Below are 20,445 nucleotides of genomic sequence, written 5' to 3' on the forward strand. Positions count from 1 at the left end.
TCACGGGCGGCGGCGTGCTGCACCGGCCATCCTGGGGAGAGCGCAGGACATCGTGTTCGATTTTCTTGAGTCCGGGCAGTACGACCTGCTCGGAGCCTTCTGGGTGACGGTTCAGCTCACCCTCTACTCGGCGATCGGGTCCCTGGTCTGGGGAACCGTGCTCGTCGGGATGCGGGTCAGTCCGGTCCCGCTGATGCGGGCCTTCGGCACCGCGTACGTCAACGTCGTGCGGAACACCCCGCTCACCGTGCTGATCATCGGCTGCTCCCTGGGCCTGAACCAGACCCTGGGCTTCGCCCTGGGTGCCGGCGAGGACTTCGACGACATCGGCTTCCGGCTCGCCGTCCTCGGACTCGTCGCCTACACCGGCACCTTCGTCTGCGAGGCGCTGCGTTCCGGTATCAACACCGTGCCGGTCGGCCAGGCCGAGGCGGCCCGCGCGCTGGGTCTGAGCTTCACCCAGGTGCTCACCCTGATCGTGCTCCCCCAGGCCTTCCGGGCGGTCATCGCGCCGCTCGCCAACGTACTGATCGCCCTCACCAAGAACACCACGGTGGCGGCGGCCATCGGCGTGGCCGAAGCGGCCCTGCTGATGAAGGAAATGATCGAGAACGAAGCAGACGCGCTCTTCGCCGTCTTCGGGGTCATCGCCCTCGGCTTCGTCCTGCTGACCCTGCCCACCGGCCTGCTGCTGGGCTGGGTGGCCAAGCGAGTGGCGGTGAAGCGATGAGCTCGGTGCTCTACGACACGCCGGGGCCCAAGGCCAAGGCGCGCAATGTCATCTACACCGTGGTCTTCCTGGTGCTGCTGGGTCTGGCCGGGTGGTGGGTGATAGCCACCCTGTCGGACAAGAACCAGTTGGACGCCGACAAGTGGACGCCGTTCCTGGAGGGCGAGGTCTGGACGACCTTCCTCCTGCCCGGTCTCGGCGAGACCCTCAAGGCCGGCCTCATCGCCATGGTGATCGCCCTGCCGCTGGGCGCCCTGCTCGGCATCGGCCGGCTCTCCGACCACGCCTGGGTGCGCGTCCCGGTCGGCGCGGTCGTGGAGTTCTTCCGCGCCATCCCGGTACTGATCCTGATGGTCTTCGGCTTCGCCCTGTACGCGAAGTTCACCGAGGTCGACTCGGAGATCCGGCCGCTGTACGCCTGCATCACCGGCCTGGTCCTCTACAACGCGTCGGTGATCGCCGAGATCGTCCGGGCGGGCATCCTGTCGCTGCCCTCCGGGCAGGCCGACGCCGCCAAGGCGATCGGCATGCGCAAGTGGCAGATCATGGTCTACGTGCTGATCCCGCAGGCGGTCACGGCCATGCTTCCCGCCCTGGTCAGCCAGCTCGTGGTCATTCTCAAGGACACCGCCATCGCAGGCGCGGTCCTGGGCTTCGCCGAGCTGCTCTCCATGAACCGGCAGATCTCCGCCAACTACAGCAACACCATCCCGACCCTGGTCGTGATCGGCCTGCTGTACGTGCTGCTGAACTTCGTGCTCACCGGCTTCGCCTCCTGGCTGGAGAAGCGGCTGCGGCAGTCGAAGAAGTCCGGTGGCGAGGCGCTGCCCGCCGTGACCCTGGTCGACAAGGCCGGCGGCGATGGCGCCGTCGTCGCCGTGATCCCGGCACAGGGCGACGGCTCGGACGTGATCTCGAAGGACTGAGGCCCGCACCTCCAGGTCACTCCTGACCCGACATCACCTCGCGCGCGCGGGGCGGCGGATCCGATCCGCCGCCCCGCGCGCGTGCGCGCGCCACCGCCAGGGCCGGTGTCACTTGACGCACGCACCTCCAGTGGGTTGCATACGTTCTGTGATCACATACCGGACACCGGGAGCCGCGCCATGGACCCGGTGATCGTCGTCGGCGCGGGGCCCGTCGGACTCTCCCTGTCCCTCGCCCTGGCCGGCCAGGGCGTGCCCTCCGTACTCCTCGACGAGGGTCCGGGCAAGGACGAGCCACGGCCCGCCCGGACCGTCGTCCTGCACTCCGACACCGCCGCGATGGCCCACCGGCTGGGCTGTACGACCCTGCGCGACGAGGGCGCCCACTTCGCCGCCTGGCGCACCATGCGGCGGCGCCAGGAGACCCACCGCACCACCTTCGAGGACCGCCCGGCCCCGCTGCACCTCCCGCAGCACGCCCTCGCCCGCGGCCTGCGCGACGCCGTCGCGGCCCACCCGCTGGTCCAGCTGGTCAGCGACAGCCGGCTCGACTCCCTGGAGCAGGAGGGGCACGGGGTCACCGTGCACACCCAGGGCGCCGAAACCACCTGGTGGCGCGGGAGTTACCTGGTCGGCTGCGACGGGGCCCGGTCCACCGTCCGCAAACTCCTCGGCATCCGCTTCCCCGGCCGCACCGCCGTCGAACGGCACGCGGTGGCCGCGCTGCGCACCGAACTCCCCTGGCCCGGCGAGGCCCTGCTGCACCGCGGGCCCTCCTCCCACGTCGCCGAGGTCACGGCCCGGCCGCTGCCCGACGGGGTGTGGCGGCTGGACTGGCTGCTGCCGCCGCGCGGTGAACTCGTCACCCCGGACGCGCTGATCGCCCTGATCCGGGACACCCTGGCGGGCTGGTGCGGCGGTACGACGCCCCCGTACGACCTGATCGACACCGGCGTGCACACCCTGCACCACCGGCTCGCCCGGAGCTGGCGGGACGGCCGCGCCTTCCTCGCCGGGGATGCCGCCCACCTGCTGGGCGCGCTCGGCACCCAGGGCGTGGAGGAGGGCCTGCGGGACGCCGAGAACCTGGCCTGGAAGCTGGCCCTGGCCTGGCACCACGGAGCTTCCGAGGAACTCCTCGACAGCTACCAGGCCGAGCGGCGCACCGCGGTCGCCGCCCGGCTGCGCGCCGCCGACCAGGCCATGCCGGTGCTGCGCGGCGGCGGGGGCCTGCGCACCTACCTGCCCGGAGCCGGCCGCACCCACGAACTGCTCCTCACCGAAGGCCATCTGGGGCGCGGCCCGCTGGGTTCCGCGCCGGCGTACGCCCCTCCGGTGGCGGTACGCGAGGTGCCGACCGACACCGAACCGGGCGGCGCGGTGGAGAACGTACCGGTGACCGCGCCGGACGGGTCGACCGTCCCGCTGCGGGACCTGCTGGGCCGGGGCCGGCTGCTGGTGGTGCTGGTGGCCCCGGGCACCGGCGTCTGGGACCGCCGGCACTGGATGAAGGCCGGGCTGATGCCCCGCCTGGCGGCAGCGGTGAGTGCCCTTCCGGTACGGGCGGAGCTGCTGGTCGCCGACGGCTATCCGGGGGCTCCGGCCCACACCGTGCTGCTGGTCCGGCCGGACGGGCATCTGGCGGCGACCTTCGCGGGGGTCCGGCCGGCCGAACTGTACGAGGCGGCCGACGCGGTCCGGGCGGGTGCGCCGTCCCCCGGCCCGGGCGGCTCCGGCGCGGCCGCCGTGCCCGCCGTCTCGGGGGCGCCCGGTTCCCCGGGCGCGGGCCGGCCGGGCGTGCCGGGCGCGGGTGCGGCCCCGGCGGTGGGCCCGGACTCGGCACCGCCCGTACCGGCCCGGGTGTCCGGGGAGTCCGCCACACCCCCGCAGTGATCGATTGACCCTCGAGGTCGCTCGTGGTTCACTCGCGGACATGACCGGCACCGACGTACGCCTCTGGCGGAGGGTCCACATGGACCTGCTCCGCTTCGCGGGCTGCGTCTGTCGCCCTTCCTGCTGATTCGCCTCCCTTCCGCGCGCCCCGGCGCGCTCTCACGCGAACCCCCAGGACGGTCATCCCCCATGTCTGCACCCTCGTACGCGCCTGCGCCCGGCCATGCCCCGGATCAGGCCACGGCCCGCCCGCACGCCGGGCCCACCGCCGCCGAACTCCTCGACTTCGCCCTGCGCACCGCCGCCGACCCCGAGGTGATCGCCTCCCTGCCGCTGGACCCGGAAGGCCGCACCTGGGTGCGGCTGGACGGTCCGGGCGGCAGCGAGGCCTGGCTGATCGGCTGGCCGCCCGGCACCGGCACCGGCTGGCACGACCACGCCGAGTCGCGGGGCGCGTTCGCCACCGCCCGCGGCCGGCTCACCGAGCACTCCCTCGCCGTACGGCTGCCCTCCGAGGGCTGGCAGAGCCTGGAGCTCGCCGGGGGGCACGACCGGAGCCGCAGCCTGGGCGAGGGCAGCGGGCGGGCGTTCGGCGAGTACCACGTACACGAGGTGCTCAACGAGTCCACGGCGGAGCACGCCGTCTCGGTCCACACCTACTACCCGCCGCTGCCGCTGATCCGCCGGTACAGCCGCACCGGGCCGGTCCTCACCCTGGAGCACGTCGAGCGTCCGGCGGACTGGGAGTGAGCGCCGACACGCCCCGGGTGGGCATCGACGAGCAGCTGGAACGGGTCCGGGCGGGGTACGAGCGGATCGGCGCGCGGGAGGCCCACGCAGCGGTCGAGGCCGGCGAGGCCCTGCTGGTCGACACCCGCTACCAGGCGCTGCGCGAGCGCGACGGGCTGATCCCGGGCGCGCTGGTGGTCGAACGCAACGAGCTGGAGTGGCGGTTGGACCCGTCGGGCAGCCACCGCACCCCCGCGGCCACCAGCCACGAGCAGCGGTGGATCGTGCTGTGCAACGAGGGGTACGCGTCCAGCCTGGCGGTCGACTCGCTGCACCGGCTGGGCCTGCACCGGGCCACCGACCTGGTCGGCGGCTTCCAGGCGTGGAAGGCGGCCGGGCTGCCGGTGGAATGAGGCAGCCGCACGGATGAGGTGGGGGCGCCCGGGTTCCCCCGGGCGCCCCCACCTGTTCCCTCGGCCCACCTGTTCCCTGGGCCCACCTGTTCCCTGGCCCCCTCCTGTCCCTGGCCCTCCCCTGTCCCTGGCCCCTCCTGTCCCTGACCCCTCCTGTCCCTGGCCCTCCCCTGTCCCTGGCCCTCCCCTGTCCCTAGGCCCCTCCTGTCCCTGGCCCCTCCTGTCCCCTGGCCCCTCCTGTCCCCTGGAGCCCCCTGTCCCCCTGGACCAGCGGGCTACTCCCGGGCGGTGGCCACCTCCACCGGGCGGACCCGCAGCGCGATCCGGCCCGGCAGGGCGGTGGCGGCCAGGGCCGCCAGGGCGGCGGCGCCGACCACCGTCGCGTACACCAGCGGCAGCACCGCCGGGGCGGCCCGGCCGGTCATGCCGACGCTGAACGCGGTGAGCACGGCGAGCGAGATCCCGGAGCCGAGGACCGTTCCGATCAGCAGCACCGACAGGGCCTCGGTGCGGATCATGCGCAGCACCTGGCGGCGGGTGGCTCCGGCCAGCCGCAGCATCGCGAACTCGCGGATCCGCTCGGCGGTGGACATGGCCAGGGTGTTGACCGCGGCGATCGCGGTGAAGGCGAGCACCAGGCCCATGGCGAGGAGGTTGATCTCGGCGCCGGCCTGCTGGCGTTCGGCGCGGGCCTGGTCTGCGTCGGCGGCGGAGAGGACGGCGGTGCCGGGGAACTCCCGGACCGCGGCGGCCAGCCGGTCCCGGCCGGTGCCCGGTGCGGTGGCCACCAGCACGCTGCTCGCGAGGGGGTTGTCCATGTGCGCGGCGACCAGGTCGTGCGGCAGGGTCAGGTCGCCGAAGCCGAGACCGCGGCCGTAGACGGCGGAGACGGTGAGGGTGGCCGGGGTGCCGTCGCCGAGGTGGACGGTGAGCGGGCTGCCGGGCTTCAGGCCCAGCCGGTCGGCGGCGAGTTCGCTGACGGCGGCGTTCCCGGCGCCGAAGCCGGCCAGGCTGCCGCTGCTGACCTGCGGGTCCCAGGTGCGGGTGAGGCCGTCGGGGGTGACGCCCTGGACGGCGTACTTGGTGAGGCCGACCCGGACGGTGGTGTGCACGATCTCGGTGGCGGCGGTGACTCCGGGGGTCCGGCGGATCTTCTCGGCGGCGCCGGAGGAGACTCCCGGGCCCTGGGCGGCGACCACCCAGTCGGCGCGGACGCCCTCGCGGACCTGGCTGCGGGCGGCGTCGCCGAGGGTGGGCTGGACGAAGAGGACCGTGCAGGTCATGCCGACCAGCAGGGTGAGCGGGGTGACGGCGGAGGCCATCCGGGTGGCGTTGCCGCGCAGGTTCGCGGTCGCCAGGCGGCCGTTCGTACCGGTGATCCGCAGCGGGCCGGCCAGCAGCGCGGCGGCGCCGCGCACCAGCAGCGGGCCGAGCAGGGAGACCGCGCCGGCCAGCACCACGACGGCGAGGAAGGTGACCGGGGTGGAGGCGGGTTCGGTGCGCAGGGTGCTGAGTACGGCGACCAGCACCGCCCCGCCGGCCAGCAGGAGCAGGCCGGCGGCGATCCGGGTCCAGGCGGGCCGGCTGCGCTCGACGGCGGCCTCGGCGAGGGCTTCGGCCGGGCGGATCCGGGCGATCCGCCGGGCGGTGATCCGGGCGGCCGCCCAAGCACCGAGCAGGGTGGCGGCGACGGCGGCGGCCATCGGGAAGACGCCGGCGGTGCGCTCCAGGGTGGCGGGGACCGCGCCGAGGGCGACGAACCGGCCGTGCAGCCAGGCGGCGAGCGGGATGCCGGCGAGTGCGCCGAGCACACCGGCGGCCAGGCCCACGATCATCGCCTCGCGTCCGAGGAGGCGGCGGAGCTGCCGGGGGTTGGCGGCGATGGCGCGGAGCAGGGCGAGTTCGCGGTGCCGCTGCTGGACGGAGAGGGAGAAGGTGCCGACGACCACGAGGATCGCGACGAGGAGGGAGGTGCCGCCCATGGCGCCGCCCATGGAGACCAGCTTGGTGCGGGCGCCGGCCGCGTCGAGGAACTCGACGGGGCCGCGCCCGTCGCCGGTGCTGACCTGGGCGGTGGTGTCGGCGAGGGCCTTCCTGAGGTCGGCGGCGAGCGCGGTGGCGCTCACCCCGGGCTTCGGCTGGACGCCGACGGCGGTGATCCGGCCGTCGCGGGCGGCCAGCCGGCGGGCCTCGGGGCTGCTGAAGAACAGTGCGTTCTGCTGCGCGAGATCACCCTGGGCGGGCCGGGCGATTCCGCTGACGGTGTAGGTCTTCGGCTCTCCGGTGGACTGCACGGTGAGCGGGGCGCCGGGCTTCAGCCCGGCCCGCGCGGCCAGTTCCGCGTCGACGACGACCTCGCGGTCGGTCCGCGGCGCGCTTCCGGCCGTGAGGGCGAAGGGGGTGAGCGGGGCCGATTCCCAGGCGTGGCCGTAGCTGCGCTTGCCGGTGGCCGGGGCTGCGGTCAGCGGGACGGCCTGGAAGGTCAGCTCGGGCACGGCCCGCTCCACCCCCGGTACCCGGCGGACGGCGTCCAGCGTCCCGGCCGGCAGCCAGGCCCGCTCGGCGACCGGCTTGGCCTTGTGTTTGACCTTGGTCTTGCCCTTTTTCTCCTTCACCGTGGTCCGGTGCACGTTCTGATCGGCGGAGACCACCACGGGTGCGGCCGCGTACCGCTCGGTGCGGATCTTCCCGCGGAGTCCGGTCTCCAGCAGGGTGCCGCAGGCGGTGATGAGAGCCGCCGCGCACAGGAGGGCGACGAAGGCGCCGAGGAAACCGGCTTTGCGGTCCCTGACGGTCTGAAGGGCGTAACGCAGCATCATGGGCCCAACTCTGCTGCGCCTGCGCCTCCTTGCCATTGGAGCACCCCGGCCTCCCCACCGGGGGGCTAGCCCCACCCCGGGCGTCGGGGGTCCGGGACGGCCGGTGCAGGCCGACGCGGCCGCGGGGGCTCAGTACCCCTCGTACGGCAGGTCGTCGGTGTCCTCGCCCTCTTCCTCCAGGGCGCGGCGGACCACCCGCAGGGCCATGCCCTCCGGGTACCCCTTGCGGGCCAGCATCCCGGCGAGCCGCCGGATCCGCTTCTCCCGGTCCAGGCCCCGGGTGCTCCGGAGCTTGCGGGTCACGAGCTCGCGGGCGGTCTCCTCCTCCTGTTCGGAGTCGAGCTGCTCCAGGGCCTCGGCGACCAGGCCGCCGTCGACCCCCTTGGTGCGCAGTTCGCGGGCGAGCGCGCGGCGGGCGAGGCCGCGGCCCCGGTGGCGGGACTCGACCCAGGCGCCGGCGAAGGCGGCGTCGTCGATCAGGCCCACCTCCTCGAACCGGGAGAGGACCTCCTCCGACACCTCCTCGGGGATGCCCCGCTTGTGCAGGGCGTCCGCGAGCTGGCGGCGGGTGCGCGGGCTCCCGGTGAGCAGGCGCAGGCAGATCGCCCGCGCCTGCTCCTCGGGGCTCTGGGGCGGCAGCTCCTGTCCGGCCCTCGACGGACCGGAGCCGCCGCCCCCGTCGTACTCCCGCACGGTCAGCTCTTGGTCGCCGCGGCCTTGACCGTCTTGGCCTTGGCAGCCGTGGCGGGCGCGGTCTTGGCCGCGTCCTCGGCGGGCGCCTCGGCGGAGGCCGCGTCCGCGGCCTGGGCGTCCTTGCGGACCCCCACGCCCAGCTTCTCCTTGATCTTCCGCTCGATCTCGTTGGCGAGGTCGGGGTTGTCCTTCAGGAAGTTGCGCGCGTTCTCCTTGCCCTGGCCGAGCTGGTCGCCCTCGTACGTGTACCAGGCGCCGGCCTTGCGCACGAAGCCGTGCTCCACGCCCATGTCGATCAGGCCGCCCTCGCGGCTGATGCCCTGGCCGTAGAGGATGTCGAACTCGGCCTGCTTGAACGGCGGCGCGACCTTGTTCTTGACGACCTTGACGCGGGTGCGGTTGCCGACCGCGTCGGTGCCGTCCTTGAGGGTCTCGATGCGGCGGATGTCGAGCCGCACCGAGGCGTAGAACTTCAGCGCCCGGCCACCGGTGGTGGTCTCCGGGGAGCCGAACATCACACCGATCTTCTCGCGGAGCTGGTTGATGAAGATCGCCGTGGTCTTGGACTGGTTCAGCGCACTGGTGATCTTCCGGAGCGCCTGGCTCATCAGACGGGCCTGGAGGCCCACGTGCGAGTCGCCCATCTCGCCCTCGATCTCCGCGCGCGGCACCAGGGCCGCGACGGAGTCGATCACGATGAGGTCGAGGGCGCCGGAGCGGACCAGCATGTCCACGATCTCCAAGGCCTGCTCACCGGTGTCCGGCTGGGACAGGATGAGGTTGTCCGTGTCGACGCCCAGCGCCTTCGCGTACTCGGGGTCGAGGGCGTGCTCGGCGTCCACGAAGGCGACGGTGCCGCCGGCCTTCTGCGCGTTGGCCACGGCGTGCAGGGTCAGGGTCGTCTTACCGGAGGACTCGGGCCCGTACACCTCGACCACGCGGCCGCGCGGGAGCCCGCCGACGCCGAGGGCGATGTCCAGAGCGGTCGACCCGGTGGGGATGACCTCGATGGGGTCGTTCGGGCGGTCGCCGAGGCGCATCACGGCGCCCTTGCCGAATTGCCGTTCAATCTGTGCGAGCGCGGCGTCGAGCGCCTTCTCGCGGTCGGTGCCTGCCATGGGTTCCACCCGGTTTGCTTGAGTCGATCGCTTCACGCCAAAGACGCTAACGCCTGCCACTGACAATGCGCCTCCACGCCCGGTTCGGCTGTGGATAAGCCATGAGAATACGTGTTCGATTTCCGTGTCAAGCGCACCACGCCGCCCGCCCGGCCGCACCTCCGGCGAGGGCTTCCGGCCCCGGCCGTCACATCCGCGGGCCGCGCTCCGTCAGTGCGGTGAACAGCGATCGCACGCCGGTGCGGGACGACGGAACACAGGAGAGCGCAACGATGAAGGCACGTATGGAGAACCCGGCCGTGGTCATTCCGGATGCCATGACGGGGATCGTGGGGGTCCTGCAGGCCGCGCGGCAGGGCGGGGTGCCCGAGGAGACCCTGGAGCTCGTCCATCTTCGGGTCAGCCAGATCAACGGGTGCAGTTACTGCGTGGACGCCGGACTGACCAGTGCCCGCAAGGCGGGGGTGAGCGACGAGCGGCTGTTCGCGGTGGCGGCGTGGCGGGAGGCGCCGTACTTCAGCGATGCCGAGCGGGCCGCGCTGACCCTGGCGGAGGCGTCGACCCGGCTGGCCGACCGGCCGGACCCGGTCCCGGACGAGGTGTGGGACGAGGCCGCCGACCACTACGACGAGCGCCAGCTGGCCGGGCTGATCCTGTGGATCGGAGTGACCAACTTCTTCAACCGCCTCAACGCGGTGACCCGGCAGGTCGCCGGAACCGCCAACTGGGGCTGACCGGTTGCGGATCCGGACGGCGCCGCCGGAGGGTGTCTCCGTAGGGGGTGTCCCCCTAGCCTGAGGCGCATGGACAAGATCGACGGAGTGGAGATCATCGCCTTCGCGGACGCCGCGGCGTTCGAGAGCTGGCTGGCCGCGCACCACACCCGCCACGAGGGGGTCTGGATCAAGATGGCCAAGAAGAAGTCCGGCATCGCCTCGGTCACCGAGGACGAGTTGGTCGACATCGGGCTCTGCTACGGCTGGATCTCCGGGCAGCGGCGGTCCCTGGACGAGCAGTACTACCTGCAGAAGTACGTGCCGCGCCGGCGCGGGAGCCTGTGGTCGCAGGTGAACGTGGACAAGGTCGCGGCGCTGACCGCGGCCGGGCGGATGCGCGAACCGGGGCTGGCCGAGGTGCGCAAGGCGCAGGAGGACGGGCGGTGGGCGGCGGCCTACGCCTCGCAGAAGGCGGCGACCGTGCCGCCGGACCTCGCGGCGGCCTTCGAGGCGCACCCCGAGGCGAAGCGGGCCTTCGAGGCGCTCGACCGGACCGGGCGCTACCAGGTGATCCTCCCGCTGCTTCAGGCACTGACCCCGGCGACCCGGCAGGTCCGGCTCGACCGGGCCCTGGGCACCCTGCTGGCCCGGGCCGGGAGCGGCGGACGGCCGGAGTGAACCGCGCGTCCGGCTCCCGGATCGTCCCGGGAGCCGGGCGGGGCGAGGATGGGAAGGGGCCGCGAGCCCGGTCGCGAGCCTTCTCGACACAGGGGACAGGGCAGGAGCCCGGCCATGAGCGTTCGACGCGTGGGGCGTGACATCACCGTTCTCGGAGACTGCCTGGAGGTGCCCGGGATCGGGTTCCTGCCGGTCAACTCCTTCGTACTGCACGCCCGGGAGCCGGTGGTCGTCGACACCGGTCTGGGCCTGCCCGACCGGGACTTCCTGAAGGTGCTCGGGGAGGCCCTCGATCCCGCCGATGTGCGGTGGATCTGGCTGACCCATCCCGACCGCGATCACACCGGCGGCCTCTTCGCCCTGCTGGAGGCGGCCCCCGGCGCCCGGGTGGTCACCACCTTCCTGGGGGCGGGGATCATGTCCACCGAGCGGCCGCTGCCCATGGACCGGATCCACCTGGTCAATCCGGGACAGTCCCTGGACGTGGGCGACCGCCGGCTGGCCGCCTTCCGGCCACCGCTCTTCGACAACCCGGCGACCGTGGGCTTCTACGACGAACGGACCCGGGCCTGCTTCAGCTCGGACTGCTTCGGCGGCCCGATGGGGAGCGCCGACGTGGCGGCGGGCGGGGAGGCCCGGGAGGTGGATCCGGAGCAGCTGCGGGCGGCCCAGCTCCTGTGGGCCTCGGTGGACAGCCCCTGGGTGCACACCGCCGACCCCGACAGGTACCTCGCCACCGTCCGGCCGCTGCGCGAGATGGACCCCGAGCTGGTGCTGTGCACGCATCTGCCGCCGGCCGCCGGCATCACCGCGCGGATGATCGAGACGGTGAGCTCCGCGCCCGGCCTGGAGCCCTTCGTGGGCCCCGACCAGCAGGCGCTGGAGCAGATGCTCGCCGGATTCGAGCCGGGCGACCCGCCTGACCAAGACGACGGGGGTGGCGGAGACGGCGGCGACGGCCGAAACGACGGAGGGCGAGTGACAACCGACGGTTGACACTCGCGGACTGTCAACCTAGGGTTGCACTCATGACGAACCCTTCCGTGGAACCCGTCCGTATGACGAACCCGGTCCGCCTCGACGACCTGATCGAGGCCATCAAGCAGGCCCACGCCGATGCCCTCGAGCAGCTCAGCGGAGCCGTCGTCGCAGCCGAACACCTCGGCGACGTCGCCGACCACCTCATCGGCCACTTCGTCGACCAGGCCCGCCGCTCCGGCGCCTCCTGGACCGACATCGGCCGCAGCATGGGCGTCACCCGTCAGGCCGCCCAGAAGCGCTTCGTCCCCAAGGCCGACACCGACCTCGACCCCAGCTCGGGCTTCGCCCGCTTCACCGACCGCGCCCGCAACGTGGTCGTGGCCGCCCAGAACGAGGCCCGCGAGGCCGGCAACACCGAGATCCGTGCCGAGCACCTGGTCCTCGGCCTGCTCGCCGAGCCCGACGGCCTCGCCTCGCACGCCCTGCGCGCCCGGGGCCTTCGCCCCGACGCCGTCCGCGCGGCCGCCACGGCCGTGCTGCCCCCGCCCGTCGACAGCGTCCCCGACCTCGTCCCCTTCGACGCGGGCGGCAAGAAGGCCCTGGAGCTCACCTTCCGCGAGGCCCTCCGGCTCGGCCACAACTACGTGGGCACCGAGCACATCCTGCTCGCGCTGCTGGAGCGGGAGAACGGCGAGGGCGTGCTCAGCGGCCTCGGCGTCGACAAGTCCAAGGTCGAGGCGACGGTCACCAAGGCTTTGGCCGGCGCCATGGACGCGGCCAATGCGGCACTTGCGGACGAGGCCGGCGGTAGCGGCGACGCGAAGTAGCGGAGGGGCCCGACCCGTCGTCGGTGACCTCGTACCGCTTCACGTACGCGCCGAAGAAGGCCTGAAGCGTGGCCACGACCGGGATCGCGATCAGCGCCCCGACCGCACCGAGCAGCGCGGTGCCGGCGACGACGGAGCCGAAGGCGACCGCCGGATGGATGTCGACCGTCTTCGAGGTCAGCTTGGGCTGCAGGACGTAGTTCTCGAACTGCTGGTAGACCACCACGAATCCGAGCACGTACAGCGCGTACCAGGGATTGACGGTGAAGGCGATCAGCATCGGCAGCGCGCCCGCCAGATAGGTGCCGATGGTGGGGATGAACTGGGATACCAGCCCCACCCACACGGCCAGCGCGGGCGCGTACGACATGTCCAGGTTCACGAACAGGATGTAGTGCGCGAAGCCTGAGATCAGCGCCATCAGGCCGCGCGAGTAGAGGTAGCCGCCGGTCTTGGCGACCGCGATCTCCCAGGCGCGCAGCACCTCGGCCTGCTTGGCGGGCGGGAGTACGGAGCACAGCGCGCGGCGCAGCCGCGGCCCGTCGGCGGCGAAGTAGAACGCGAACAGCCCGATCGTCAGCAGCCGGAAGAGGCCGCCGAGCACGGTGGCGGACACGTCGAGGACACCGCTCGCGCTGTTCTGCACGTACTTCTGCAGCCAGTCGGAACGCAGCAGGCTGTCCTGGATGTCCAGCCGGGACAGTTCGGTGTGGAAGGTCGAGTTGATCGAGTTGATGACGTCGTCGAGGTACCCCGGAAAGCCCTCGATGAGATCGATGATCTGGCCGGCGATCATCGAGCCGAGCAGGACCACGAAGCCGACGCTCGTCACGAACACGGCGAGGAAGACCAGGAAGGTGGCCAGCCCGCGGCGCATTCCGCGGGCCGCCATCCGGGAGACGGCCGGTTCGATCGCGACCGCGAGGAAGAACGCGATCAGGATGTTGATGAGCAGGCCGATGAGCTGGTGGAAGGCCCAGCTGCCCAGCTGGAAGCAGGCGTAGAGGGCGAGGACCAGCACGACGGCCCGCGGCAGCCAGCGCGGCATGCGCGCCGCGGGGTCCACGGCAGTGCCCGCACCACCGCCGCCGCCGCCGGGGCCGCTGCCCTGCGGTGCGGTGCGCGGCCCGGTCCCGGACGGGCCGCCGGCGCCGGTCTGGTCCGCGGACCCGGCGCGCTCCTCGGTCCCGGACGGATGCCCCGGACCGGGGTGGTCCGTGGACCGGGCGTCCGGGGTGCGCGCCCCCGGTACGGATCCCGGGCTCCGGAGCGGCCGCGGCAGGGGCAGGCCGAAGCGCGGATGATCGGAGCGCCGTCGTTCGGGCTGGTCGGGCTGGTCGGTCTCATCGGTGGCTGCCACGCAGCCCAGTCTCCCGTACCGGCGGTCCTGTTCGCCGGTGTCAGCGCAGGTGGGCGGGAAGACCCATCGCCGAACACACGGCGCGCCACACGTCCTTGGTCTCCCAGCCGGCGTCCAGAGCCTGGTGGACGGTGCGTCCGCCCAGCTCGGCCATGACGTGATCGCGCGCGAAGGAGTCGGCGTAGGAGGCACCGAAGTGCTCCGCCATCCGCTCCCAGAAGACTGTCAACCTCATGCGCCCAGTATCCCGCCCGGAGAGTGCACCCCGGCCCGTTCCGGCCGCCCCGGCCCGCCACCCGCCCTACCGTGCGGCCATGACAGCAGGTACGGCTGGAACGACAGGCAGGACAGGCATGGCAGGCATGGCGGGAGACGAAGCGGCCACCGGTTCGCCCCTGGCCCGCGCCGAGCAGTTCGTCTGGCTCACGGCCCGGGTGCTCGAGCAGCGGCGGTTCGCGTTCCATTTCCTCGGCGGCGATCCCGATGCGGTGGACGCCGCCCTCGGTTCCTACCTGAACGGGGACGGCGGCTACGGACACGCACTCGATCCGGATCTCCGCGGCCCCCTCAGTCAGCCGCTGCACACCGCGCACGCGCTCCGGATCCTGGACGGCCTGGGCCGCTGCGCCGGGCAGCGCATCGAGCGGCTGTGCCGGCATCTGGCCGGGGTCTCCACCCCCGACGGAGCTCTGCCGGTGGCCTCCCCGGGCCCCCGCGGCTACCCCACCGCCCCCTACCACCCGGTGCTGGACGATCCGCCGGGCGAGCTCCTGACCACGGGCCCGGTGGTGGGGCTGCTGCACCGGAACCGGGTCTGGCACGCCTGGCTGTTCCGGGCCACCGAGTTCTGCTGGGAGCGGGTCGAGACCCTGCGCCACTCCCATCCGTACGAGATCCAGGCCGCGGTGGCCTTCCTCGACGGGGCCCCGGACCGGGCCCGGGCCGCGGCGGCCGCGGACCGGCTGGGCCGGCTGGTCCGGGCGGACGGGCTGGTCGTCCTCGACCCGCAGCGGCGCGCCGGCCATCCGGTGGCCCCCGGGTACGCGCCGGGCGAGCAGCTCTTCCCGCACGACCTCGCCCGCCGCCCGGAATCCCTGGCCCGAGGCTGGTTCACCGACGATGAGCTGTCCCGGTCCCTGGACTTCCTGGCGGGCCTGCAGCAGGAGGACGGCGGCTGGCCGGTGCTGCGCCCGGCCTGGGCCCCGGGCAGCTCACTGGAGCGGCGGCCGATCGCCACCCTGGAGGCGCTGCTGACCCTGCGCGCGTACGGCCGCCCGCTCGGCGGAGCAGCCGACGGCACACCCGGCGGAGCAGCCGGCGGAGCAGCCGGCACCCCGCCCGGCCTCAGCCGCCCAGCGCCCGGACGCCCGCAGTGACCACCACGGCGGCCCCGACGACGACCAGGAAGGGGGCCCGGAGCAGCAGGGCCAGCCCGGCGGCGGCCAGCCCGGCAGCTCGGGCGTCGAGCACCAGCTCGGAGCCGGTGCTGAAGGTCTGCTGCGCGGTGAGCGCGGCGAGCAGGGCGACCGGCAGCAGTGCGGCCAGCCGCTGCACCAGCGGGCGTTCCAGGGCGCCGGCCGGGACGAGCAGCCCGGCCAGCTTGAGCAGGTAGCAGCCGGCGACGGTGGCGCCGATGGCGATCCAGACGTTCACGAGCGGGGTCCCTTCGGAGTGCGCAGGGCGCGGCCCTTCACGAACAGGACGGCCGGCGCGGCGAGGGCGGCGACCAGCACCGGCACCCCGGCCGGCAGCACAGGCAGCAGGCCCAGCCCGAGCATCAGGGCCAGGACCGCGACGGCCCGCTCGGTGGCGGTGCGCAGCATGGGCGCGAGCAGGGCGAGGAAGACGGCCGGCCCGGCCGCGTCCAGGCCCCAGGCGGCGGTGTCGCCGACGGCCTCGGCGCCGAGCGCCCCGAGCAGGGTGGTCAGGTTCCACAGCACGTACAGGCTGAGCCCGGTGACGGCGAAGCCCAGCCGGGCGGACGCGCGGTCCTTCTGGGCGAGGGAGACGGCGGTGGTCTCGTCGATGACCCAGTGCGCGGCGAACGGCCGGACCGCCCGGGGCAGGGCCAGCAGCTGGGACAGCCGCAGCCCGTAGAAGGCGTTGCGGGTGCCGAGGAAGAAGGCGCCGGCGGCGGCCGTGAACGGGTTTCCGCCGGCGGCGAGCGCGCCGACCAGGGCGAACTGCGAGGCGCCGGTGAAGACCAGCAGGCTCAGCACGCAGGCCTGGGCCACGCTGATCCCGGATCCGGCGGCGGTCACCCCGAAGGCGAAGCCGGACAGTCCGACGGCCACCCCGACCCCGAGGGAGTCCCGTACGACGGCCCGGCGGTCCGCACCGGAGGCCGAGGGCGGGCCGGCCGGGGAGTCCGGGCGGCCGGGGGCGGCGGCCGCGTCGTGTATCTGCTGCTCTGTCACGCCCCGACGCTATGCGGCCGGGACGGGCCGGGTCTTGTACGTTCTTGCGCGCGCATGCCACACGCACCGCACCCGGCTGACTACCTTGAGTGAATGAAGATCCGCTTCCGCACCCTGGTCCCCCTGGTTCCGTGGCTGTGCTGGACCGGGCTGCTGGCCGGCCTCGCCCTGGTGCTGCAGTACCACGAGCGGCTCCCCGCAGGCTTCCGCGAGCTGGACGGGCACCGGGAGCAGCAGCTCCAGCTCGCCGGGGAGCGTGCGGCGGCCTGCGAGGCGCTGTACGGGGACGGGACCTGCGCCCCGGACGGCCCGCGGATCGACCTGTTCCGCCAGGCGCTGGACGTGGACGCGCAGTGGCTCGTCCCGGGCTACACGCTGATGCTGTTCGGCGTCTTGGGCTTCGGCTACCTGTACATGCACCGCGACGTGGCCAGGCGGTTCGCGTTCCGGGCGCTGCCGGTGACGCTGCTGGCGGCGGGCGCGGACATCGCGGAGAACGCGTTCCTGCACCGGGCCCTCGCCCGGCTGGGCGGCGATCCCGACGGGTACCTCCGGCTCGCGGCGTACTGCTCGGTGCTGAAGTGGGCGCTGATCGGCCCGCTGCTGGTGCTGGCGCTGTGGGTGGCGGCGACGCTGGCGGCCCGGGCGGTGCTGGGCCGGGCGCGGGTGCACGTCGATCCGCGGCCGCCGTTCCGGCAGCGGGCGGGCACGGCCCTGCGCGGCTTCTGGTGCCGGCTGCGGAACCGGCCGGAGCCGGAGGACACCCAGCGGCCCCCGGTCGTCTGCCGGGCGCACGAGCTCGCCGCCGCGGCCGCGGCCGACCGCCCCCGGACGGGGCCCCGCCCGGACCTCATCGCGCCGCCCATGGCTCCCGGCACCCTGACCCCGCTCGCCAAGTGGGCCTCGGGCCGGCGCAGCGGGGCGGACCGGGACCGGGAGGAGCTGAAGGACAGTGCCCGGGGCCGGTGGCGGACCCGGGCACTGACCCTGCCGGGCCGGGCTCCGGCGCACACCGGCATCTGCGTCTCCGGCGGCGGCATCCGGTCCGCCTCCGTCACCCTCGGGGCCCTGCAGGCCCTGCGCGAGCAGGGCGTCCTCACCCGGGCGAAGTACCTGGTGTCCGTGTCGGGCGGCGGCTACACGGCGGGGGCGTTCCAGCTGGCCCTCACCGAGCGGAAGGCCCGGGTCCGGGACACCTCGGCGGTTCCGGAGGCCCGGCTGGCGCGGCCGGCGGACGCGTTCGCGCCCGGCAGCCCCGAGGAGGATCACATCCGGCGGCACGCGAAGTACCTGGCGGACACCCCGCGCGAGATGGTGCTGGCGCTGGGTGCCGTGCTGCGGGGGGTGCTGGTCTCGCTGGGGCTGCTGATCCTGGCCTTCGTCGTGGCGGGCGAACTGGTCGCCGCCTTCTACGCGGCGGTACCGGTGGTGGACCTGACGGAGTTCCGGCTGGGCTTCATCGCGCCCGGGGACAAGGGGGTGCGGTCCTTCCCCCTGTACCCGCATGCCTGGGTGCCGGCGTTCGCCCTGGTCGGGCTGGCCGCCCTGGTTTCCCTGGCCGGCACGCTGAAGCGGACGGTCACCGGCGGGGCGCGGCCGGCCTGGCTGCGTACCGCGCTGAAGGGGATGCTGTGGGCCGCGGTGGGCATCGTGCTGTACACGGTGGTGCTGCCCGCGGTGGTGTGGTTCTACTGCTGGCTGTCCTTCGGCAAGCAGGTGATCCCCGACGAGCCGGGAGGCATGTCGGCGCTCGGCGCGATCACGGCCGGACTCACCTGGCTGGGCGGGTTGTTCGTCGCGCAGTACTCGAAGACCACGACGGTCAGGACGGACGGGGACAAGCCCCGGCGGTTCTCCTTCGAGCGGGCGAGGACCGTCACCACCCGTATGGGCAGCAGCTGGGTGCTGCGCCTGGTGACCTGGCTGGTGCTGCTCCTCCTCGCGTTCGTCCTCCTCTTCTTCCTCTCCTGGACCGCGGTGACCGTGGCGGGCTGGCCCCGGGTGTGGCAACTGGGCCTGCCGGCCCTGCTGGTGGTGCTGGCGCTGGTCCTCGACCAGACCACGTTCAGCCTGCACCCCTTCTACCGGCAGCGGCTGGCGGGTGCCTTCGCGGTGCGCCGGGCGGTCCTGAAGGACGGTTCGGTGGGCGCCCTGCCGTACGACTACCACGGCGAGCTGACCAGGCTGAGCACGCATGCACGGCGGGTCCGCCCGTTCCCGAAGGTGGTGTTCGTGGGCTCCGCCGCCCTGTCGGACCGCAATCGCACCGCGCCGGGCCGGCCGGCCGTACCGATCACCTTCGCCGACGACTACGTGGGCGGCCCGGACATCGGCTGGGTGAAGACCTCCACCCTGGAGAACACCGCGCACCCGCTGATCCGGAACGATGTGACCGTGCAGTCGGCGATGGCGGTGTCGGGGGCGGCCTTCGCCTCCGCGATGGGCAGTCAGTCCATGGCCGTGGAGCGCCTGTTCGCCCTCTCCAACCTGCGGCTGGGCACCTGGCTGCCGAACCCGTCGTACCTGGTGGACCTCGCGGAGCGCGGGCGCCCGGACTGGACCATGCCGCGGCTGCCCCGGGTCCGCCGGCTGCGCTACCAGCTTCAGGAGGTGGTGGGCCGGTACGCCGACACCAGCCCGATGTTGCTGTGCACGGACGGCGGGCACGTCGACAATCTCGGCCTGGTCGAGCTGCTGCGGCTGCGCTGCCGCACCGTGTACGTCGTCGACGCCTCCGGGGACTCGCCGCCGCTGGCCACCACCCTGGCCCAGGCGGTCACCCTCGCGTACGAGGACCTGGGGGTGCGGATCAGCTTCCCGGACCACGCGGCGCTGAAGCTGGTGCCGGGCAGCGCCGAGAAGCTGGAGCCGACCGACCCGCTGGCGGCGCTCAACGCGCGGCTCTCGGCGTCCTGCGTCGTCCGGGGTGAGATCGAGTACCCGGAACCGGTCGAGTTCGAGCCGGGCCGGTTCGAGCGGAAGGGCACGATCGTGGTCGCGAAGGCGAGCCTGACCCCGGACATGCCGTACGAGCTGCTCAGCTACGCCCTCCAGGAGAAGGTGTTCCCGCGGCAGAGCACCTTCGACCAGTCCTTCGACCATGCCCAGTTCGACGCGTACGTGGCCCTCGGGCACCACCTCGGCATGCGTGCGGCGGAGGCCGACGGCGCGGAGTGAGTGAACGGACGGTCGGGCCGGCCGGGGCGGGTCAGGTCAGTCAGGTCGGTCGGGTCAGGGGTCAGGCCGGTCGGTCGGGTGGGGTCAGCGCCGTGTCGGGCCCGGATCCCCGGGCGCCGGGCGGCTGTCCGCGCGCTCGCGCCGGTAGGCGCCCGGCGGCACCCCCACGATCCGGGTGAAGTGCCGGTTCAGGTGCGGCTGGTCGGTGAAGCCGACCGCCACGGCCGCCTCGGCCGGTGCGGTGCCCGCGGCCAGCAGCAGCCGGGCGCGGCGCACCCTGGCGTCGGTCAGCCAGGTGTGCGGGGGCATCCCGTACCGGTCGCGGAACGCCCGCAGCAGGGCGAACGGGCTGGTGCCCAGCTGCCCGGCGAGCTGTTCCAGCGAGGGCGGGTCGGCGAGCCGGTCCTCCAGGACGGCGCGGGCCCGCTCCGCGATGCCGGTGCCGGCGGCGGGCACCGGCCGGCCGGGCAGCGGGCCGCCGTGGCGGCGCAGCATCCGGGCCACCGCGATCCGCAGCAGGCTGTCGGCCGCCAGCGCGTTGCCCTGCTCGGCGGCCCGGTGGACTTCGGTGATCAGGCGGGCGCCCTCGGCGTCCGGGACCAGGGGGGCGGTGAACCCGGGGGTGCCGCGCAGGCTGGTGACGTCGGCCGCCACTTCGGCGACCAGGTCCCGGGCCGGGTAGAGGGTGGCGTAGGCCCAGCCCTCGGGGACCCCGGCGCGGGCGGTGTGCGGGACCTCCGGGTTGATCAGGACCACGCTGCCGGGACCCGCCCGCTCGGTGCCGCCGGGCAGGCCGACCTCCTCGATGCCGCCGGTGACCGCGGCGATGACGTAACCGTCGTGGGCGTGGCGCGGGAAGGTGTGACGGACGTAATGGGCGCGCAGCAGGTCCAGGCCGGGCAGTTCCGGGTACTGCCAGTGCCGCGCCCACTCCGCGCCGTCTCTCCCCATCCCCCCATTCTGCGCCC

At 73.7% G+C, this 20,445-nt stretch carries 19 protein-coding genes and 1 pseudogene; 12 read left to right on the forward strand and 8 right to left on the reverse strand.

The window, feature by feature from the left end; genetic code table 11:
* Window positions 1–52 precede the first annotated feature (52 nt).
* The 6 genes from AB0447_RS26240 to AB0447_RS26265 all read left to right on the forward strand — a co-directional run bounded on the left by AB0447_RS26240 (window position 53) and on the right by AB0447_RS26265 (window position 4,691).
* Window positions 53–730: an amino acid ABC transporter permease gene (locus AB0447_RS26240; RefSeq protein ID WP_366479225.1), complete on the forward strand. Its 678-nt coding sequence runs from the start codon at window positions 53–55 to the stop codon at window positions 728–730.
* Complete coding sequence (locus tag AB0447_RS26245; RefSeq protein ID WP_366479227.1) at window positions 727–1,656, forward strand: amino acid ABC transporter permease; 930 nt, start codon at window positions 727–729, stop codon at window positions 1,654–1,656. The genes AB0447_RS26240 and AB0447_RS26245 overlap by 4 nt, the downstream gene beginning before the upstream one ends.
* Window positions 1,657–1,836: 180 nt before the next feature.
* A complete protein-coding gene (locus tag AB0447_RS26250; RefSeq protein ID WP_366479228.1) occupies window positions 1,837–3,549 on the forward strand; it encodes an FAD-dependent monooxygenase in 1,713 nt (570 codons plus the stop codon).
* 79 nt (window positions 3,550–3,628) lie between these two features.
* Window positions 3,629–3,676, forward strand: a complete 48-nt coding sequence (locus AB0447_RS26255; protein ID WP_366479264.1) for a hypothetical protein — start codon at window positions 3,629–3,631, stop codon at window positions 3,674–3,676.
* Window positions 3,677–3,738: 62 nt separating this feature from the next.
* A complete protein-coding gene (locus AB0447_RS26260; protein WP_366479229.1) occupies window positions 3,739–4,299 on the forward strand; it encodes a cysteine dioxygenase in 561 nt (186 codons plus the stop codon).
* Window positions 4,290–4,691: a rhodanese-like domain-containing protein gene (locus AB0447_RS26265; protein ID WP_366479265.1), complete on the forward strand. Its 402-nt coding sequence runs from the start codon at window positions 4,290–4,292 to the stop codon at window positions 4,689–4,691. The genes AB0447_RS26260 and AB0447_RS26265 overlap by 10 nt, the downstream gene beginning before the upstream one ends.
* A gap of 275 nt (window positions 4,692–4,966) precedes the next feature.
* Here the strand turns inward: AB0447_RS26265 and AB0447_RS26270 are convergent, their stop codons facing one another.
* The 3 genes and pseudogenes from AB0447_RS26270 to recA form a co-directional block, all read right to left on the reverse strand.
* The gene (locus AB0447_RS26270) at window positions 4,967–7,510 is read right to left on the reverse strand and encodes an FtsX-like permease family protein (RefSeq protein ID WP_366479230.1); all 2,544 of its coding nucleotides are present in this window, start codon (window positions 7,508–7,510) and stop codon (window positions 4,967–4,969) included.
* A 129-nt stretch (window positions 7,511–7,639) separates the two neighbouring features.
* A pseudogene (recX, locus tag AB0447_RS26275) lies at window positions 7,640–8,308 on the reverse strand (recombination regulator RecX); the annotation flags it as partial.
* A complete protein-coding gene (gene recA, locus AB0447_RS26280) occupies window positions 8,206–9,321 on the reverse strand; it encodes a recombinase RecA (RefSeq protein WP_366479231.1) in 1,116 nt (371 codons plus the stop codon). The pseudogene recX and the gene recA, both read right to left, overlap by 103 nt.
* 272 nt (window positions 9,322–9,593) lie before the next feature.
* On the opposite strand from recA, the gene AB0447_RS26285 reads away from it, so the two are divergent.
* The 4 genes from AB0447_RS26285 to AB0447_RS26300 all read left to right on the forward strand — a co-directional run bounded on the left by AB0447_RS26285 (window position 9,594) and on the right by AB0447_RS26300 (window position 12,523).
* Window positions 9,594–10,055 carry a carboxymuconolactone decarboxylase family protein gene (locus tag AB0447_RS26285; RefSeq protein WP_366479232.1) on the forward strand — a complete coding sequence of 154 codons (462 nt, stop codon included), beginning with the start codon at window positions 9,594–9,596 and terminating at the stop codon, window positions 10,053–10,055.
* 69 nt (window positions 10,056–10,124) lie between these two features.
* Window positions 10,125–10,715 (forward strand): YdeI/OmpD-associated family protein, encoded by a 591-nt coding sequence (locus AB0447_RS26290; RefSeq protein ID WP_366479233.1) that lies wholly within the window; start codon window positions 10,125–10,127, stop codon window positions 10,713–10,715.
* Window positions 10,716–10,829: 114 nt separating this feature from the next.
* Window positions 10,830–11,711, forward strand: a complete 882-nt coding sequence (locus tag AB0447_RS26295) for an MBL fold metallo-hydrolase (RefSeq protein ID WP_366479234.1) — start codon at window positions 10,830–10,832, stop codon at window positions 11,709–11,711.
* Between the two features lie 32 nt (window positions 11,712–11,743).
* The gene (locus tag AB0447_RS26300; protein WP_366479235.1) at window positions 11,744–12,523 is read left to right on the forward strand and encodes a Clp protease N-terminal domain-containing protein; all 780 of its coding nucleotides are present in this window, start codon (window positions 11,744–11,746) and stop codon (window positions 12,521–12,523) included.
* Here AB0447_RS26300 and AB0447_RS26305 read toward each other — a convergent pair.
* Together AB0447_RS26305 and AB0447_RS26310 are read right to left on the reverse strand one after the other, a co-directional pair.
* Window positions 12,441–13,589: an AI-2E family transporter gene (locus AB0447_RS26305; protein ID WP_366479266.1), complete on the reverse strand. Its 1,149-nt coding sequence runs from the start codon at window positions 13,587–13,589 to the stop codon at window positions 12,441–12,443. The two genes, AB0447_RS26300 and AB0447_RS26305, sit on opposite strands and share 83 nt — an antisense overlap.
* Window positions 13,590–13,923: 334 nt before the next feature.
* Window positions 13,924–14,118 (reverse strand): DUF3046 domain-containing protein, encoded by a 195-nt coding sequence (locus AB0447_RS26310; protein WP_366479236.1) that lies wholly within the window; start codon window positions 14,116–14,118, stop codon window positions 13,924–13,926.
* A 127-nt stretch (window positions 14,119–14,245) separates the two neighbouring features.
* Here AB0447_RS26310 and AB0447_RS26315 point away from each other — a divergent pair, with 127 nt between their 5' ends.
* Window positions 14,246–15,259: a hypothetical protein gene (locus tag AB0447_RS26315; RefSeq protein ID WP_366479237.1), complete on the forward strand. Its 1,014-nt coding sequence runs from the start codon at window positions 14,246–14,248 to the stop codon at window positions 15,257–15,259.
* On the opposite strand, the gene AB0447_RS26320 is transcribed toward AB0447_RS26315, so the two are convergent.
* A complete protein-coding gene (locus AB0447_RS26320; RefSeq protein WP_366479238.1) occupies window positions 15,228–15,536 on the reverse strand; it encodes an AzlD domain-containing protein in 309 nt (102 codons plus the stop codon). The genes AB0447_RS26315 and AB0447_RS26320 overlap by 32 nt on opposite strands.
* Complete coding sequence (locus AB0447_RS26325; protein ID WP_366479239.1) at window positions 15,533–16,300, reverse strand: AzlC family ABC transporter permease; 768 nt, start codon at window positions 16,298–16,300, stop codon at window positions 15,533–15,535. Before AB0447_RS26325 ends, AB0447_RS26320 begins: the two co-directional genes overlap by 4 nt.
* 93 nt (window positions 16,301–16,393) lie before the next feature.
* On the opposite strand from AB0447_RS26325, the gene AB0447_RS26330 reads away from it, so the two are divergent.
* Window positions 16,394–19,477: a hypothetical protein gene (locus AB0447_RS26330; protein ID WP_366479240.1), complete on the forward strand. Its 3,084-nt coding sequence runs from the start codon at window positions 16,394–16,396 to the stop codon at window positions 19,475–19,477.
* Between the two features lie 84 nt (window positions 19,478–19,561).
* Here AB0447_RS26330 and AB0447_RS26335 read toward each other — a convergent pair whose 3' ends face one another.
* Entirely contained in the window at window positions 19,562–20,428 is an 867-nt protein-coding gene (locus AB0447_RS26335) for an AraC family transcriptional regulator (protein ID WP_366479242.1), read from the reverse strand.
* Window positions 20,429–20,445 lie beyond the last annotated feature (17 nt).

This window comes from Streptomyces sp. NPDC051211, from assembly GCF_040689505.1.
Classification (GTDB): Bacteria; Actinomycetota; Actinomycetes; order Streptomycetales; family Streptomycetaceae; genus Streptomyces.